This window comes from Actinomycetota bacterium (assembly GCA_035697485.1).
Lineage (GTDB): Bacteria > Actinomycetota > UBA4738 > UBA4738 > HRBIN12 > JAOUEA01.
The window spans coordinates 1-15349 of the sequence record DASSCU010000041.1 but is presented as its reverse complement, the minus strand read 5'-3'; the positions used below and the strand labels follow the sequence as shown (position 1 = coordinate 15349).

General features: G+C 70.1%; 12 protein-coding genes. 6 read left to right on the top strand and 6 right to left on the bottom strand.

Annotation, left to right across the window (positions count from 1 at the left end):
* Positions 1-25: 25 nt before the first annotated feature.
* The 6 genes from rpsD (at position 26) to VFI59_11450 (ending at position 6204) form a co-directional block, all read left to right on the top strand.
* The gene (gene rpsD, locus VFI59_11475; protein HET6714315.1) at positions 26-628 is read left to right on the top strand and encodes a 30S ribosomal protein S4; all 603 of its coding nucleotides are present in this window, start codon (positions 26-28) and stop codon (positions 626-628) included.
* Between the two features lie 126 nt (positions 629-754).
* Entirely contained in the window at positions 755-1777 is a 1023-nt protein-coding gene (gene gnd, locus VFI59_11470; protein HET6714314.1) for a decarboxylating 6-phosphogluconate dehydrogenase, read from the top strand.
* Complete coding sequence (gene pgi, locus VFI59_11465) at positions 1774-3408, top strand: glucose-6-phosphate isomerase (GenBank protein ID HET6714313.1); 1635 nt, start codon at positions 1774-1776, stop codon at positions 3406-3408. Before gnd ends, pgi begins: the two co-directional genes overlap by 4 nt.
* A 2-nt stretch (positions 3409-3410) precedes the next feature.
* Positions 3411-4859: a glucose-6-phosphate dehydrogenase gene (zwf, locus tag VFI59_11460; protein HET6714312.1), complete on the top strand. Its 1449-nt coding sequence runs from the start codon at positions 3411-3413 to the stop codon at positions 4857-4859.
* Positions 4856-5527, top strand: coding sequence for a cyclase family protein (locus VFI59_11455; protein HET6714311.1), 672 nt, complete (start codon positions 4856-4858; stop codon positions 5525-5527). Before zwf ends, VFI59_11455 begins: the two co-directional genes overlap by 4 nt.
* A complete protein-coding gene (locus VFI59_11450) occupies positions 5524-6204 on the top strand; it encodes an HAD family hydrolase (protein HET6714310.1) in 681 nt (226 codons plus the stop codon). The genes VFI59_11455 and VFI59_11450 overlap by 4 nt, the downstream gene beginning before the upstream one ends.
* A gap of 12 nt (positions 6205-6216) precedes the next feature.
* Here VFI59_11450 and VFI59_11445 read toward each other — a convergent pair whose 3' ends face one another.
* The 6 genes from VFI59_11445 to VFI59_11420 form a co-directional block, all read right to left on the bottom strand.
* Positions 6217-9846 carry an ABC transporter substrate-binding protein gene (locus tag VFI59_11445; protein HET6714309.1) on the bottom strand — a complete coding sequence of 1210 codons (3630 nt, stop codon included), beginning with the start codon at positions 9844-9846 and terminating at the stop codon, positions 6217-6219.
* A 46-nt stretch (positions 9847-9892) separates the two neighbouring features.
* Entirely contained in the window at positions 9893-10501 is a 609-nt protein-coding gene (locus VFI59_11440) for a TetR/AcrR family transcriptional regulator (protein HET6714308.1), read from the bottom strand.
* Between the two features lie 3 nt (positions 10502-10504).
* Positions 10505-11413, bottom strand: coding sequence for a lysophospholipid acyltransferase family protein (locus tag VFI59_11435; protein ID HET6714307.1), 909 nt, complete (start codon positions 11411-11413; stop codon positions 10505-10507).
* 43 nt (positions 11414-11456) lie between these two features.
* Positions 11457-13046, bottom strand: a complete 1590-nt coding sequence (locus tag VFI59_11430) for a lactate racemase domain-containing protein (protein HET6714306.1) — start codon at positions 13044-13046, stop codon at positions 11457-11459.
* Between the two features lie 12 nt (positions 13047-13058).
* Positions 13059-14309, bottom strand: coding sequence for a zinc-binding dehydrogenase (locus VFI59_11425; protein HET6714305.1), 1251 nt, complete (start codon positions 14307-14309; stop codon positions 13059-13061).
* A 17-nt stretch (positions 14310-14326) separates the two neighbouring features.
* On the bottom strand, positions 14327-15349 hold a 1023-nt coding region (locus VFI59_11420), incomplete at its 5' end, for an HAD-IB family hydrolase (GenBank protein HET6714304.1).

The window sequence follows — 15349 nt, the reverse complement described above, 5'->3', positions numbered from 1 at the left end:
CAGGCTGGAGGATCACGGGAGACCCATGGACAAGATCGGACCCAAACACCGCACCTGTCGTCGCGTGGGCGAGCCGCTCTGCGGGCGACCCAACTGCCCGTCGAACAAGCGTCCGTACCCACCCGGCCAGCACGGCCGCGGTCGCAAGCGCATCTCCGAGTACCAGACGCGGCTCGTCGAGAAGCAGAAGCTCCGCGCGATCTATGGCGTGAGTGAGAGCCAGATGCGCCGCTACTACGACGAGGCCACCGCGAGCCGTGGCGTCACGGGCGAGGAACTGATCCGCCGCCTCGAGACCCGCCTCGACACCGTCGTGCTGCGCCTGGGCTTCGCGCTGACCACACGCCAAGCTCGCCAGCTCGTCTCGCACGGCCACGTGCTGGTCGACGGGAAGCGCGTCGACGTGCCGAGTGCCCGCGTGAAGCCCGAGCAGACGATCGAGATCTCGGGCAAGGCGAAGAACTTCGTCTCGGTGCGCGAGGCCGCGGAGATCACGACCGACCCCCCGCCGTACCTCTACCGCAACAAGGAGCAGCTGCAGGGGACGCTCTCGCGGCAACCCGAGCGCGACGAGGTCCCGCTGCCGGTCGCCGTGGAAGAGCGCCTCATCGTCGAGTACTACTCGTAGCCCGACATCGACCCCCTGCGCTCGAACCCGGCCGCGCTGCCCTCGAACCCGGCTGCACCCCCCCGCCTCCTTCTGCGAGGATGACCCCGCGGGCGCCTGCCCGCGATGAGCGAAGGGGTGCAACCGATGCAGCTGGGCATGGTGGGACTCGGTCGTATGGGCGCCAACCTGTCGCGGCGCCTGATGCGAGCCGGCCACGAGGTCGTCGTCTACGACGTGAGCGCCGATGCGGTGGCGCGGCTCGGAGGTGAGGGCGCGACCGCCTCGGCGTCACTGGAGGACCTCGTCGCGAAGCTCACGCCGCCGCGGGCGGCCTGGATCATGGTGCCGGCGGCGTTCGCCGGGTCGACCGCCACGCAGCTCTCCGACCTGATGGACGCGGGCGACATCGTGATCGACGGCGGGAACACGTACTACCGCGACGACATCGAGCGGGCGAAGGCGTTCGAGCCGCGGGGCATGCACTACGTCGACGTCGGCACGAGCGGCGGGGTCTTCGGGCTCGATCGCGGGTTCTGCATGATGATCGGCGGCGAGCCCGACGTCGTGGCGCACCTCGACCCGGTCTTCGCGGCGCTCGCTCCAGGAGTCGCCGCGGCGCCGCGCACGCCGGGGCGCGAGTCGTCGAGCCGACCCAGCACCGCCGAGGCCGGCTACCTGCACTGTGGCCCGGCGGGGGCTGGCCACTTCGTGAAGATGGTGCACAACGGCATCGAGTACGGCCTCATGGCCGCCTACGCGGAGGGCCTGAACGTGCTGCGACACGCGAACGTCGGGAACGAGGAGCGCGAGGCCGATGCCGAGACCACCCCGCTGCGCGAGCCCGAGTTCTACCGTTACGACATCGACACGACCGAGGTCGCCGAGGTGTGGCGACGGGGAAGCGTGATCGGATCGTGGCTGCTCGACCTCACGGCAGCGGCTCTGCTCGCCGACCCCGACCTCGAGGGCTTCCGTGGGCGCGTCAGCGACTCCGGCGAGGGGCGGTGGACACTCCTCGCCGCGGTCGACGAGGGCGTGCCTGCGCATGTGCTCTCGGCGGCCCTCTTCGACCGCTTCGAGTCGCGGGGCGAGGCTGAGTTCGCGAACCGGGTGCTCTCGGCGATGCGCAAGGAGTTCGGCGGGCACGACGAGAAGGCGTCGGGGTGAAGATCGCCGACACGCCTGAGTGGGCGGCCCTCGCCGCCCACGCCGACGTAATGCGGGCGGCGCACCTGCGTGGGTTGTTCGCCGACGATCCTCACCGGGCGGAGCGGCTGTCGGCCGAGGCCGGCGACCTCTTCCTCGACTACTCCAAGCACCTCGTGACCGACGAGACGATCGAGCTCCTGCTGGCGCTCGCCGGGCGTGCGGGCCTGCTCGAGCGCATCGACGCGATGTTCGCCGGCGAGCGGATCAACGTCACCGAGGATCGCGCGGTGCTGCACGTCGCCCTCCGTGCCCCGCGAGAGGCCAGGATCGAGGTCGACGGCTGCGACGTGGTGTCCGACGTACACGAGGTGCTGGATCGCATGGGTGCGTTCGCCGAGCGCGTGCGATCCGGCGACTGGAAGGGCTTCACGGGCGAACGGATCCGCGCTGTGGTGAACATCGGCATCGGCGGCAGCGACCTCGGTCCCAAGATGGCGGTTGAGGCGCTGCGCGACGACACCGACCGCTCGATGACCTACCGCTTCGTCTCCAACGTCGACGGCGCCGACATCGCCGAGGCCACGCGAGACCTCGACCCGGCGACGACGCTGTTCATCGTCTCGTCGAAGACGTTCGGAACGATCGAGACGCTCACGAACGCGGGCAGCGCTCGTGACTGGCTGGTCGCCGGGCTCGGCGACGACCAGGCTGTCGAGCGCCACTTCGTTGCGGTCTCGACCGCAGAGATGAAGGTGAAGGACTTCGGCATCGACCCCACGAACATGTTCGGGTTCTGGGACTGGGTCGGCGGCCGGTACTCGATGGACTCCGCGATCGGCCTCTCGCTGATGATCGCGATCGGTCCCGACGCGTTCCGCGAGATGCTCGAAGGGTTCTACGAGATCGACGAGCACTTCAGATCGATGCCGTTCGAGCGGAACGTGCCGGTGCTGATGGGTCTGCTCGGGATCTGGTACGCGACGTTCATGCGTGCGCAGACGAAGGCGATCCTGCCGTACAGCCACCACCTGTCGGCGTTCGCCGACTACCTGCAGCAGCTCGAGATGGAATCGAACGGCAAGTCGGTCGACCTCGACGGCGACCCGGTCACCTACGACACCGGCGAGATCGTGTGGGGCACGCCCGGCACGAACGGCCAGCACGCGTACTACCAGCTCCTGCACCAAGGCACGCGGCTCGTCCCCGCGGACTTCATCGGCTTCGCGCGGCCGACCGACCCCGTGCCCGGCCACCACGACCTGCTGATGGCGAACTTCATCGCGCAGACGGAGGCGCTCGCGTTCGGCAAGACGCGCGAGCAGGTCGAAGCCGAGGGCGTGCCCGGCCACCAGGTGTCGGCGCGCACGTTCGCCGGGAACCACCCCACGTCGACGATCCTCGCGCCGGCGCTCACCCCACGGACGCTCGGCCAGCTGATCGCGACCTACGAGCACGAGGTCTTCACGAAGGGCACGATCTGGCACGTCGACTCCTTCGATCAGTGGGGCGTGGAGCTCGGGAAGTCGCTGGCGCTGAAGGTGCTACCCGAGCTCCGTGCCGAGGGGGACCCTGCCCTGGGATCGCACGACCCCTCGACGCTCGGCCTGATCGGTCGCTACCGTCGGCTCCGCGAACGAGAGGAGGACTGACCATGGCGCTGCGACCACCGAACCCCCAGGCGGTCGTCCTCTTCGGCGCGAGCGGCGACCTCGCGAAGAAGAAGGTCATCCCGGCCCTGTACAACCTGGCCGTCGCGGGTCTGCTCCCCGAACGGCACTGCGTGATCGGTTTCGCGATGGACGCCTGGGACGACGAGACGTTCCGGCAACACGCCCGGGAGTCGGTCGAAACCTACTCGCGCACGCCGCTCGACGAGGATGTCTGGAAGCGATTCGCCGACTCGCTCTCGTTCATCTCCGGCACCTTCGACGATGAGCCCGCGATGGGTCGTCTGAAGCAGGCGCTGGAGCACGCCGACCGCGACCTCGGCGCGCAGGACGGCCGCCTGTTCTACCTCGCCGTGCCGCCGTCGACGTTCCCGACGATCGTGAAGAGTCTCGCGTCGATCGGGGCGAACACCGCGAACTCGCGCATCGTGGTGGAGAAGCCGTTCGGGCACTCCCTCGACTCCGCAAAGGCGCTCTCGGCCGAGATCCACACGGCCTTCGACGAGCACCAGCTGTTCCGCATCGATCACTATCTCGGGAAGGAGACGGTGCAGAACCTCGTGGTGTTCCGTTTCGCGAACTCGATCTGGGAGCGCGTGTGGAACCGCGACGCCGTCGACCACGTGCAGATCACGGTGGCCGAGTCGATCGGCGTCGAAGGGCGGGCCGGCTACTACGAGCACGCGGGAGCGATCCGGGATCTGCTGCAGAACCACATGCTGCAGGTGATGGCCTTCCTCGCGATGGAACCGCCGCGCTCGCTCGAGGCCGAGGCGTTTCGCGACGAGAAGGTGAAGCTCCTGAAGGCCGTGCGGCCGATCGACCCCGGCGACGTCGTGCGCGGTCAGTACGACGGGTACCGCAAGGAGGAAGGCGTCGACCCGAAGAGCCAGACCGAGACCTTCGTCGCGGCGAAGCTCTGGATCGACAACTGGCGCTGGGACGGGGTGCCGTTCTTCCTGCGCCACGGCAAGAAGCTGCCGGAGCGCGACACCGAGATCGCGGTCTACCTGCGGCAGGCGCCCGACGTGCTGTTCCGCGAGCTCGAGATCGATCACATCCCGTCGAACCACCTCACGATCAGGGTGCAACCCGACGAGGGCATCTCGCTCGCGTTCCAGGTGAAGATCCCCGGGCCTGGGTACGAGCTGCAAACCGTGCGGATGGACTTCGACTACGACCGGTCGTTCATGCACGCGCTCGCCGAGGCTTACGAGCGGTTGCTGCACGACGCGATGACCGGCGACCATACGCTGTTCACCCGGGAGGACGGCGTCGAGCGGGCGTGGGAGATCGTGACCCCGATCCTCGAGCAGACGTCACCGCTCTTCTTCTACAAGCAGGGATCGTGGGGCCCGGCGCAGTCCGACGCGTTGATCGAGCCACACGACTGGCACCTGCGCTCCCGGCCGGCGGGGGTGCACCACACATGAGCAGCATCGGCGGCGCCACGGACACTGGATGGATCGACGTCTCCCTCCCGATCTCGCCAGGGCTGCTGACGTGGCCGGGGAACCCCTCCGTGGAGCTGCTCCCGAACCAGCGCATCGCCTCGGGCGACGGCGCGAACGTCAGCGAGCTGCACATCGGCACCCATTCCGGCACGCATGTCGATCCTCCGGTGCATTTCGTCGAGGGTGGCGCCGGCATCGACCGCGTGCCGCTCGACGTGTTGATCGGCCCCTGCTGGGTGGCCGACGCGACGGGCCGCGGTAGCGCGCTCGGTGCCGACGACCTCGACTCGCTCGACGTGCCGGCCGGCACCGAGCGCCTGCTGCTGCGCACCGACAACTCCGAGCTGTGGCGTTCGATGCCCGCGGAGTTCCCCGAGTCGTACGTGAGCCTCGGCGCCGACGGCGCCCGCTGGTGCGTGGACCGCGGATCGCGGCTGGTCGGCATCGACTTCCTCGGCATCGAGGCCCGGGGCTCCGAGGGGCATCCCACGCACGTGACCCTGCTCTCGAACGACGTCGTGATCCTCGAGGGCCTCGACCTCGGCGACGTCGAGCAGGGCGAGTACGACCTCGTCGTGATGCCATTGCGACTCGTCGACGGCGACGGCGGTCCGGCGCGCGCGGCGCTCCGGAGGCGCGAGCGGTGACCCAGCGACGGGTCGTGCTCTTCGACGTCGACGGCACGTTGATCGATACTGGCGGGGCCGGTGGGCGCAGCTGGTCCTACGCGTTCCGCGAGGCGTTCGGGGTCGACGGCGACATCCGCAGGTTCAGCGAGGTCGGCATGACCGACCCGGTGGTCGCCCGAGCGACGTTCGAGGGCACGATCGGGCGCGAGCCGACCACCGACGAGGTGATCCGGCTGATGATGCGCTACGTGCTCCGTCTGCCGGTCGAGGTCGACGAGTCGCCCGGATACCGCGTGATGCCCGGGGTGCACGACCTGCTCGAAGACCTCGTCGAAGCAGACACCCTCCTCGGACTCGTGACGGGGAACATCGAGGGCGCCGCGCACATCAAGATCTCTCGCGCCCGGCTGGGGCGCTTCTTCTTGTTCGGAGGGTACGGCAGCGACTCGTCGGTGCGCAGCGACCTCACGCGCGCAGCGATCGCTCGAGCCGAGGCGCTCTCGGGCCACGAGATCGACCCGGCCGAGGTGATCGTGGTCGGCGACACGCCGCGCGACATCGAGGCCGCGCACGGTGCGGGCACGATCGCCGTCGGCGTCGCGACCGGCGAGTACTCCGTCGACCAGCTGCGCGGTGCGGGCGCCGAGCACGTGGTGCGCTCGTTCGCCGACGGCGGTTTCCCGTCGGTCGACTGAGCCGCCGGCCGTCTACGGATCGGCCGGATCGACCGAGAGGTCGGCGAAGTTCGCGGACGTCTTGCCGAACTCCCACCAACCACGCACGTACGGCTTGAGCACCGCGAGGCTGCGGCCGTACACGAGCGGGATCACCGCGACGCGGTCGACGACGGCCATGCGATCGGCGTCGTGGAAGAGCGCCAGGCGCCCACGGTCGCTGCGTTCCTGACGCGCCCGCTCGATCAGCTCGTCGAACGGTGGATGGTCGAAGCCGCCCTCGTTCGTGCGGCTCTGGGAGTGGAACAAGAGCCGCAGGAAGTACTCGGGGTCGGCGTATCCCGGCAACCACCCCGTGAAGTAGATCGGCGACTGTTCCTTCGGCGCGGGCATCGTCGCGATCTCGTCGATCGACCACAGGCGCCGCTCGACCGTGAGCCCGAGCACCGATCGCCAGGCATCGAGCACCGGCTCGAGGATGGGGAGGTCGTCGTCGAGCGCGGCGACCGACACCCGGCCGTCGCGGCCGGAGCGGGCGAGGCACGCCAGGGCGGCTTCGGGATCGAAGCGCAGCGAGATGTCCGGCGTGTGTCCCTGCAGGGCCGGGGGCACGATGCCTCCCGTGGCCACGACCATGTTGGCCGGCATCGCGGAGGCGAGCGTGTCGCGATCGATCGCGTGCGCCAGTGCCCGCCGGAACTCGAGGTCCGCCCCGATCGGGCTCGTGTGGTCGAACGCCAGGTAACCGGACCAGCCCGCCTGACCGACCTTCGCGTCGGGCACGTGCCGCTCGACGAGGTCCGCGAGCCGCGGGGTGTACCGGGCGGCGATCATGTCCAGTTCACCGCGCTCGTAGGGCTCGAGCGCCTCCGTGATCCGCGAGAGCGTGTACACGACGCGCCGGACGTTGCCCGCGCGTGCGGTGCCCCCCGCCGGCCTGCGCTCGAGCACGAGCCGATCGGCGCCGCGCTCCGACACCCGGAACGCGCCCGAGACGACCTGCTTCCCGGGCTCGGCCCACGCGTCGCCCATCGCCTCGATCGCGTGCCGGGGCTGCGGCCCGCCGTCCGGGCGGTTCATCACGCTCATGAAGTAGGGAGCCGGTGCGGCGAGCCGAAACTCGACCGAGCGATCGTCGAGCGCCCGCACCCCGATCACCGACGGATCGGGCTCCGTGCCGAGGTAGTGCTCCTGGCCAGCTTCCAGCACGAAGTAGATCGCGACCGAGGAGCCGGGTGCCCGGGGGTCCAGCACCCGCTTGATCCCGAACTCCACGTCGTGCGCGGTGAGCGGCTCGCCGTCGGACCACGTGAGTCCCTCGCGCAGATGGAACACGTAGCGCAGACCGTCGTCGGCGATCTGCCAGCGCTCGGCGAGCGACGGCACGATCGTGCGCTCGGGCCACTGCTCGACGAGACGGTCGAACAGCTGCATGCAGAGCTGGATGTTCGGCCACGCGATCGCCGACCGCGGGTCGGGATCGTCGGGCAGGAAGCTCGTCGCCACCCGCAGATCGGCGTCGGGCGCGCGCTGCGACTCGGCCGGAGGTGTCCAGTGCTCGAACGCGCGCTGATACGTCTCGTTCGCCTCCGCGAACCGCAGCGACATGTGCAGTGCGAGCGCCAGCTTGAACAGCACGAGGGCGATCTCCTGCCGCTCTCCTCGCCCGTCCAGCAGGGGTAGCAGCTCCCGGTAGTAGGCGATCGCTTCGTCGAGCGCGTAGTCCTGGCGGGCACGGTCGCCCGCCACGGTCAGGTACCGGATCGCCTTGTCCTCGTCGCGGGCGCCGAGCCAGTGGTGGGCGAGCAACCCGGCCACCTCGGCTTCCCGGCCGGCGTGGTGCTGCTCCAGCCACGTGGCGGCCCTGCGATGGAGCCGGGATCGGTCGTCCGCGACGAGCGTGCGGTAGGCCGTCTCCTGGATCAGCGCATGCGTGAATCGATACTCGGGATCCGGCCAACGCCGCCCTTCGCGCACGAGGTCGACCCGCATCAGATCTCCGAGCGCGGCGCGGACGTCGTCTCCCGCGGCGACCGCCTGCAGCAGGGGCAGGCTGAAGGACCGCCCGACCACCGAGGCCGACACGACGGCCTCGTACGACGCGGGCGGCAGCCGATCGATCCGAGCGAGGATCACCTTCTCGACGGTGGGAGGCACCTGCAGGTCGACCGCGTGGTCGAACCGCCACCCGTCGCCCTCGGCGACGAGCGCGCCCGCGTCGACCATCGACCGGACCAGCTCCTCCAGGAAGAACGGGTTCCCCTCGGCCGGTTCCAGGATCTGGCGCTCAACCTCGGCCGGGAGCGTGCCCCGCCCCACGAGCGCCGCGAGCAGCTCGCGTCCGGCGTCGCCCGACAGCGCCTCGAGCGCCACCTCATGGAAGCGGTGCGGCAGCGTGCGGGCGACGTCCTCCTTCAGCCTCCACGCGCCGTGATCGCGCTCGGGGCGGAGCGTGCAGACGACGAGCAGGGCGCCGGTCTCGGTGTCGGCGATCAGCTCGTGCAGCAGCTGAAGCGAGGTCGCGTCGGCCCAGTGGAGGTCCTCGAGCGCGACGGCGACCGGGCCGTCCTCGGCCAGCCTGCGGAGCGTCGCGCGGACGACCTCGAACGTGCGGTACTGCAGCGCTTCCGGCGACAGCGCCTCGAGCCGCTCGGCCTCCCCGGGGGCGGGCGAGAGTCCGAGCAGGGCGGACAGGTACGGCACGATCTCGTCCGGGTGCAGGCCGGTGAGCCGGTCGACCTGGCGACGGAGCGCGACGCGCACGCGCAGCTCCGGCTCGTCGTCGCCGACCCCGAGCCACGATCGCAGCAGGTCGCGGAAGGGCCAGTACGGGATCGAGCCGCCGTAGCTCACGCATCGGCCCTCCAGCCAGAGCGAACGCCCGTGCTCGGGGGTCTCGGCCCCGAAGGCCCGGCGGAGCTCGTGGACCATCCGCGTCTTGCCGATGCCCGGCTCGCCGGTCACGAACACCACCCCGCCGGCGCCGGCAGCGACCCCCTCGACGGCCGTTCGCAGGCGCGCGAGCTCGAGATCGCGCCCGATCATGCGAGGCCCCGAACCTTGTTCGGTGCGGACGATGCTGCCGTCGGCCACGCCCTCCACGGTGAACGCGGTCACGGGCTCCGACTTCCCCTTCAGCTCGAACGCTCGGTCCGCGCTCCACGCGAACCGGTCGGCGACGACCTGCTGCGTCGCCTCACCGACGAGCACAGAACCTGGGTGGGCGTGCGACTGCAGGCGGGCGGCGACGTTCACCGCGTCGCCGAGGGCCGCGAACTCGACCCGATCGCCGGCGCCGATCGCCCCCGTGATGACCGGCCCGGTGTCGATGCCGACCCGCACGTTGAGGGTGTCGATGCCCCACCCTTCCGCGACCTCCCGCCCGAACGTCGCGATGTCCTCGACGATGCGCAGCCCGGCACGGACCGCGCGCTCGGCGTCGTCCTCATGCGCGGCGGGTGCGCCGAAGAGGGCGAGGACGCCGTCGCCGGCGAGGTCCTTCACGGTCCCCCCGAACGCCTCGATCGCTCTCACCATGCGGGCCACGGCGTCCCCGACGACGAGCTTGAGTTCCTCGGGATCGAGCCGCTCGCCGAGGGCGGTCGAGCCGACGAGGTCGGCGAACAGGGCGGTCACGTCACGGCGTTCGTCCCGGATCTCCACGCACGCATCCTGCGACACGGGGACGCCCCCGACAATCGCTGCTCGGTCACTCCGCCGGACGCAACGCGGCGCGCACGAACAGCAGCACCTCGCGCTCTCGGCGCCGCAGCGACGCCTGGCCCGTGTCCGACCCCACCACCGCGTTCAGAACGCTCGCCTCGGTGAGCGAGCCGACGACCGCGGTGTAGAGCGTGAACAGCAGCATGGCCGGATCCTGCTTGCGGATCTCACCGGAGTCCATGCCGGCCTGCAGGAACTCGATCGCGCGCTGGCGCAGCGGGTCGAGCACGTCGGCGAACCGGTCGAACGCCGACGGGCCGAGCCGAGCGGCCTCCCGGACGAACATCGGGAACTCGGGCCACTCCGCGGCGAGACCGAATACGCCGTGGATCACCGCCTCGGCGCGGTCCCAGTACGTCTCCTTGCCCTCGAGGGCCGCGGCGATCGTCGCACCGAGGCGCTCCCCGGCGGCCACGAGGCACGCCTCGAGCAACGCCTCCTTGTTGGGGAAGTAGTACAGCAGCGTCTGCTTGCGCACGCCGACGGCCGTCGCGATGCTCTCGATGCTCGCGCCCTTGTACCCGTCGCGGCCGAACTGGTGGATCGCCTCGGCGACGATCGTGGTGCGCCGTTGCTCACCGCCGGTGCGGGGCACGGTCTACTCCCAGGTCTTCCCGCTGCCGCGGCGCTCGATCGGACGGGTGCCCTCCCAGCGCTTCAGCCACTCCGGGCCGGTCGGGCCGTGCGGGGGCGGTGTCTCGCCCCGCTCGGCGCGCTGCAACGCCTCCCACCACGTGGTGCGGTCCTCGTCGAGCAGCTCGGCCACCGCCTGGGTCATGCGCGCGGTGAACGCCTGGTGCGTCTCCCCTTCCTCGGGGAACAGCGGGGTTCCGATGCGCACGCGCACCGGCGGACGTCCGGCGCGGGGCCACCACCGACCTTTGGGCATCGCCTGGTACGCGCCGCGGATACCGATCGGCACCGCGCCGACCCCGGCCTCGATGCACAGGCGCGCCGTGCCGTGTCGGAAGCGCTTCGCATGGCCGTCGGGCGAGCGCGTGCCCTCGGGAAAGACGACGAGGCTCCACCCGTCGTCGAGCAGCTCGCGCGCCTTGGTGACCGCGTTGCGTGCGCCACGCGAGCGATCGATCGGGAACGCGCCATACGTGAGCGCCGTGAAGGCAGCGCGCCACCACACGTCGAAGAAGTAGTCGCGGGCCGCGCCAACCGCGGTCTTCTCCTGCCACCGCTCGGGCAGGGCGGTCATGATGATCGTCGCGTCGAGATGGCTCGAGTGGTTCGAGAAGAAGATCACTCCGCCGTCGATCGCCCCAAGATGGTCGAGGCCGTACACGCGCAACGCGACCTGGCTGCGCAGCAGCGGGCCGAGCCCCACGTTCAGGATCACGAGCCGGGCCGCCGTGCCGGCCCCGGTGCGTGCCCAGTCGGTGGGGAAGGTCGGGTCCTCGCGGGGCGGCGTGTGCGGCTCCGCGCTACGGGGCACCATCGGCCGGCGGCCCCACCGGAACCCCTCGGCCATCGTCTTCAGCTCGCCGCGCAGACTCATGCGCCACCCCTTCGGTGCGTGAGCGCGCCCATCGCTCGGCTCCTCACCGCACGTCCGCGATCATCACGGGCGGCGCGTGGAAGTACGTGATCGTCGGCGAGGCCCCCACCGTGTCCCTGGCCATCTCGAGCGCGTCGCGCATCGAGTCCGCCCGCCGGTAGCCGAGGCGCGCAACGCTCGAAGGGTTCCCGCCCACGAAGATCACGTCACCCGCGTGATCGCGGCCGTGGGCACCCCAGTACCACATGTAGAACGGGTGCACGCCGTGATACGCGTTGCTCGTCCGGTACAGGTGCACGTACCACGGGTCGGTGGCGTACCGCTCCTCGAACTTCGTCTCGATCGTCTTCGGATCGGTCGTCTCGGCGAGCACCTCCTCGAAGAAGTCGATGTAGCTCGGGTGGTGGATCGAGTGGAACTCCCACGGCACGGGGTGGTGCAGGATGATCACCCCGCCCTGCTTCACGAGCGGCTTGTTCCGGTACATGTTGAACAGGTAGCCGAGCCCGAGGCAGTGCACGAGGATCGGGTTGAGGATCGAGTTCACGTTGTAGGGCCCGAGGTAGGGCACGCCCATGATCAGCACGTCGGCCTGGCCCTGCACCTCGACGAGCTGCTGGCGGTGCAGGTTCGCCAGGGTGCGCTCGTGCACCGCCTCGACCTCGCCGGCGTTCACGCCCGTGAGCTTGTACGGCGCTTCGATGCGCCGGAAGAACTCGCGGCGAACGCGTGGCGGCGCGATGTCGTTGGCCTTCTTCGCGGCCATCATCAGGCCCTGGTCCGACGCGCTCCACTCCCACTCTCGCTTGTTGAGGAAGCCGAGGTTCGACGGGAACGTGTCGGAGTTCACCGTGGTCTCGATCTGGAAGACCTTGACCCCCGCTTCCTTCAGCACCCGGCCCATGCGGTTCACCGAGTCGTTGATCGCGCTGTGGCCCTCACGAGGGTCCATGTACGACTTCGAGTGCAGCATCGTGTGCACGTTGTGGTGGTGCTTCAGGCTCTTGTACCCGGCGAGGCCCACGGCGACGGACTTGTGGCCGCCGTCCATCGCCACCAGGTTGATATTCACGTAGATGATCAGGTCGCTCTCGGCGGCGCGCGCGGAGATCTCGACGTCCTCGCCCTCGTCGGTCGTGCCGATGTGGGTGAGTCCGTGAGGGTCCTCGGCATCGAAGTTCTTGAGGTGCTCCGGGTAGAACGAGCGGTACACGCGCTCGCCGACCGCCCGGCGGATCTCGGCTCCGGTCATGCGCCGATGCAACGCGGTCGCGATGATCAGCTCGACGTCCTCGACGCCCTTGCGGGCGGCGAGCTCGATCACGTGCTCGAGGATCGGCTGACGGATGTCGGGCGTCCGCATCGGCGGCAACGGGATCGAGATGTCATCGATCGCGATCGTGAGCTTCATGCCCGAGAAGAGCAGTTCGGGGAGCGGCTTCGAGTCGCCGACGGGGTTCAGCAGCGCGTGGCGCACGGCGGACGGTACGTCGCGAATTCCGGGAAGGGGATCAGGCGGATAGACGACGCGCGTCCCCAATGGGAACTTCTGCATGCGGTAGCCCTCGCCCTCGTGCACGAGCAGCGGGGGCGTCCGCTCGTCCACCTGCAGCACGAATCCGGGTCTGGGCATCTCGTTCGTCTCCTAGGTCGTGGGTTCGGTCGCGGCCGGGGCCGCATGGGAGCTCTCCTGCGGCGCGAAGGCCACCTTGAACGTGCCGAGCCGGCCGGCCGACATCGCATGATCGATCGCGTCGCGCCACCGCGCGAGCGGATAGGTCGCGCCGACCATGGGCGCGAGCATCGGGCCGATCTGACTGGCCAGCTCGAGCGCGAGCGCGAACGAATGGCGACGGCCGCCCTCGGTGTCCTCCATGCCGGTGGTGTAAGCGCCCACGAGCTCGAGCTCGCGGAACCACAGCGGCGTGAGATCGGCTCCGCCCGCGGGGATGCCGCTCACGACGACCCGCCCCCCCGCCTTGGTGGTTCGCAGCGCCATGTCGAGCGCGCGCTTCGAACCGGTGCATTCGAACACTACGTCGGCTCCGCCGAGCAGGAACTCCTGGCCGCGTTCGGGCCTCAGCTTCACGGCGTGTCCGACGCGGCGCACCGCCTTCAGCGCGTGCTCCGGGCGGACGACCTCGTCGGCGCCGGCCATCTTCGCGGCCGCCCGCTGTGCCGTGTGCTTCGCGGCCACGATCACGCTCCCCGGCTGCGCGAACCGGCGGAGCGCGACCTGCGTGAGCAGGCCGACCGTGCCCGAGCCGATCACGAGCACGTCGGCGCCATCGGGGATGCGTGCGCGGAACACCGAGTGGATCGCGGTCGCGAGCGGTTCGATCAAGACCGCGACGCGATCGTCGATGCCATCGGGCACGGCCCACAGCTGCGAGCGGTGGGCGAGCATCATGCGGCTCCATCCGCCACCGGTGCTCGAGCAGAACCCCGTCTGCAAGCCGGGCTTCAAGGAACCGACCGTCACGCGATCACACCGTCCATACTCTCCTGCGGCACAGTGCTCACAGAGATCGGCCTGGTCGCGGGCCGCGCACCCGAGCACGGACGACAGCGTCACCCGCTGCCCCGCCGCGTGGTCGCCGCAGTCGTCGAGCAGCTCGCCCACGACCTCGTGCCCCGGCACGAACGGCATCGAGACGAGCGGGGAGAAGTAGAACGACGACTCGCCGGCGATCGTGGACAGGTCGCTGCCGCAGACCCCGGCGAGCGTCGGTTTCACCCGCGCCCATCCCTCGCGCGTCGGCTCCGGATCCGGCTGGGTGACCAGACGGAGCGGGGCCAGCGGCCCCCCGGCCACGAGGCCCGGTACGCGACGCCCGGCGACCTTGGATCCGACGTAGCGCGGCATCGATCGGAAGTACTCGAGCGCGAGCGCCATCTACCGCCCCACCGCCCTCATGTGCGCACCGCCGGCCTCGGGAAACGCACCCGCGGCATGCCCTTGGTCATGCCCCATTCCTCGATCGGCCAACGGCGTCGCCGCGCGTAGCGGTAGAGCGACGCGTCGGGTGAGACCGCGACCGGGTTGCCCACAGCACGAAGCAGGGGCAGGTCCGAGTACGAGTCGGCGTAGGCGTAGGAATGCCGCAGGTCGACGCCCTCCAGCAGGGCGAACCGCCGCAACCAGGCGGCTCGCGCCTCCCCCACCAGCGGCGGGGCCGACATGAAGCCGGTGTAGCGACCGTCACGTTCCTCGAGTTCGGCGCCGATCACCACGTCGAACAGCGGCGAGAGCGGCCGCACGAACGCCTCGGCGGCGGCCGTGATCAGGATCGTTCGGTGCCCGGAGGCGCGGTGCTCGCGGATGCGTCGGATCGCGGCCGCGCTCGCCTTCTGCAGCATGAACTCGGCGACATGGCTCGCCACGAGTCGGTCGATGCCCTCGACGCTCGCGCCCTCGTACCGCCGGAAGAAGGTGCGCAGGAAGTCGCCGCGATCGCGCCGGTCGATCTGCAGGTAGCCGGGGATACGCCCGAACACGCTCGCGAGCTCGCGCGGCCACTCCTCGGGGGTGAGGTCGGCCATGCGCGCCCACACGTAGCTCTCGACCACGTTCGACGTGATGATCGTGCCTTCCATGTCGAAGAGGGCGACCACCGGCTCCTCGCGCTCGCGGATCGACACGCTCGGACGCTGGCGGTCGCGCGTCGACAGCTCGCGCAGCGACTGCGTGACGGCCGGGGAATGCACGTCCTGCAGGTAGTACTTCCAGTCGACCATCGCCGCGTCGAACGGGAACGTCGCCTTGTCGTCGTCGGTGAGCGACTCGAACAGGGCGAGGGTGCGATCGTCGGTGTAGACGACCTCGGTCTCGGTGTACATGCCGTACAGGTCGCTGTAGCGCTTCACGAAGTCGACCCGGGCCTTGTCGCGATCGAGGCGCCGCACGGCGTCGCGCATCGCCTTCGACTTCGGCAT

Excerpts from the sequence above, each read along its gene's own strand:
- rpsD (HET6714315.1), top strand. The coding sequence starts at position 26 with ATGGACAAGATCGGACCCAAACACCGCACCTGTCGTCGCGTGGGCGAG.
- gnd (HET6714314.1), top strand. The coding sequence starts at position 755 with ATGCAGCTGGGCATGGTGGGACTCGGTCGTATGGGCGCCAACCTGTCG.
- zwf (HET6714312.1), top strand. The coding sequence starts at position 3,411 with ATGGCGCTGCGACCACCGAACCCCCAGGCGGTCGTCCTCTTCGGCGCG.
- VFI59_11455 (HET6714311.1), top strand. The coding sequence starts at position 4,856 with ATGAGCAGCATCGGCGGCGCCACGGACACTGGATGGATCGACGTCTCC.
- VFI59_11435 (HET6714307.1), bottom strand. The coding sequence starts at position 11,413 with ATGAGTCTGCGCGGCGAGCTGAAGACGATGGCCGAGGGGTTCCGGTGG.
- VFI59_11430 (HET6714306.1), bottom strand. The coding sequence starts at position 13,046 with ATGCCCAGACCCGGATTCGTGCTGCAGGTGGACGAGCGGACGCCCCCG.
- VFI59_11425 (HET6714305.1), bottom strand. The coding sequence starts at position 14,309 with ATGGCGCTCGCGCTCGAGTACTTCCGATCGATGCCGCGCTACGTCGGA.